The sequence below is a fragment of the Microcystis sp. M53598_WE2 genome (genome assembly GCF_030067735.1).
Lineage (GTDB): Bacteria > Cyanobacteriota > Cyanobacteriia > Cyanobacteriales > Microcystaceae > Microcystis > Microcystis aeruginosa.
In genome coordinates, this window is record NZ_JASJFE010001024.1 from 1 (window position 1) to 1849 (window position 1849).

The window sequence follows — 1849 nt, forward strand, 5'->3', positions numbered from 1 at the left end:
CTCTAAACGTCTTACTGTCTAGTTTCTAGCCAACGAATCGCACCACACCCCACACCCTAACCCCACCAACAAACTTTTTCAGCAGACCCTACTTAAGAAGCAACCATTTTGCGAATTTCCGAATAGAAAACCGTCTGGCGATCGCCATTGCTCGACTGGATAATACTGGTACGCAATCTCAGATTAGGACTAGCAAACCAGATTCTTTCTTCGATACGATGGTGATTATCCTCGATGGTTAAAGTCAAAGCTTGATCGCTTCTGAGATGATATTCTCCCAGCGCTGCCGATTTACCGTCCGATGTGATTAATTTTCCTTGCCAAGAATTCTCTGAGGGCAGCCAAACTAAATAGCTAGAACCGATTTTTTTCGGTTGTCCATAGTCCACGGAATTATCCCAAGTTGCTTTCCATCCCCCTAGACTGGTGTGGGACTGACAGTTATTTCCTAAACATAATTGCACCACATCGGCAGCATCGGCAGCCAGCAAATCGATGGTGATTTCTGCTTTATTATTGGCAACTTTTTGGGCAGCTAATTGATAACTGGTGCGCTGAGAAAACCATTTACCCGCACAGAGATTAATAAATTCTTGAATGTCCATGAATGGCTGTAGGCAAAGATCGATCGCTCTGGAAGACTAGATTATTTATTCTATCCTATCCCTAGACGTTGGCCAATTTTTGCAAGGATAAACGGGCCGCTTCGCGCACTTGCGGGTGTTCGTCTTTGACCAAAAATTTTAGGGCTGCGATCGTTTTTTCCGCCGGAAGATGGCCTAAAGCTTCCGCTAATCGCTGCCGGATTAACCAGTCATCAGAGTTAACAAAGGTTAAAAGCTTCTCGACGGTTTCCACTGCTTTGATTTCCCCAAGAGCGGCAATAGCGGCCTGTTGAATAACCGCTTCATTACTATCGAGAGCCGATAATAACACCTGTTTAGCCCGAATATCGCCCAAATTGCCCAAAGCGACGGCGGCACTAAAGCGGACTAACCATTGCGTGTCTTCGTAAAAAGCCCGTTGTAGGGGTTCAAAAGCGCGAATATCTTCTAAATAACCTAAGGCCCCGGCAGCATCGGCGCGAATGCCATAATCGGCATCATTGGCTAACAAATCCACTAGAATAGGAAAGCATTCCTCGGTTTGTTTGACTCCCAAAGCAAAGACAGCCATCGATCGCACTGGCAGCATTTCATCATAAAGGACTTTTTTGATCAAGGGTACAGCTTCCTCTGGGGTCACTTCTCGCAGGGATGCCAAGGCCAGCAGACGATCTTTAGAATTGCTACTTTCTAACTGGAGGGCAATGGTTTCCATATCAGGCTTACTCATTTTTGTCAACCACTTGTAATATTTCTTTAATTCTAACGCAATTGTTTCTAAGTCAGCAGCTTTAGTGGACTGAAACAGCTAAATTTTGTGTATTGGATATAGCAGTTATCTTCTTTGTGCTGTTTTAGGGGGATTCAACCTGGTGCATCTTGATTTTGTAGAAATACCTAGGGTTTGCGGCAAAAAGTTTTTCGTGGGGGCAGGGTGTGGGGTGTGGGGTGTGGGGTGTAGGGTTTTACCGATTTTCATGTGGTCAACTACCTAATTTTCAGGGAAAAAGTACCTGAATTTTCCCCCCGATCACTCCAATGGTCGGCACTTTTTGAGGGGAAAAAAGTCTAAAAGTCTTATCCAACAAGGTTTTTAGATTTATTCAGCAAACCCTACCTAGGGTTTGAACGAGCCAATTGGCGATCGCACTCTCGGCAATGTTCCGCTTACCTTATTCGCTAAAAAGCATACAGGATAAAGGTAACAGCAATTTTAAAACCCTTCCCTTAAAAAATTAAGCGAA

At 44.4% G+C, this 1849-nt stretch carries 2 protein-coding genes; both read right to left on the bottom strand.

Going from position 1 to position 1849, the window contains the following annotated elements; genetic code table 11:
* Nucleotides 1-92: 92 nt before the first annotated feature.
* Complete coding sequence (locus PX636_RS21085; RefSeq protein ID WP_002796388.1) at nucleotides 93-605, bottom strand: phycobiliprotein lyase; 513 nt, start codon at nucleotides 603-605, stop codon at nucleotides 93-95.
* Nucleotides 606-666: 61 nt separating this feature from the next.
* Nucleotides 667-1335, bottom strand: coding sequence for a HEAT repeat domain-containing protein (locus PX636_RS21090; RefSeq protein WP_044034732.1), 669 nt, complete (start codon nucleotides 1333-1335; stop codon nucleotides 667-669).
* Between the last annotated feature and the right edge of the window lie 514 nt (nucleotides 1336-1849).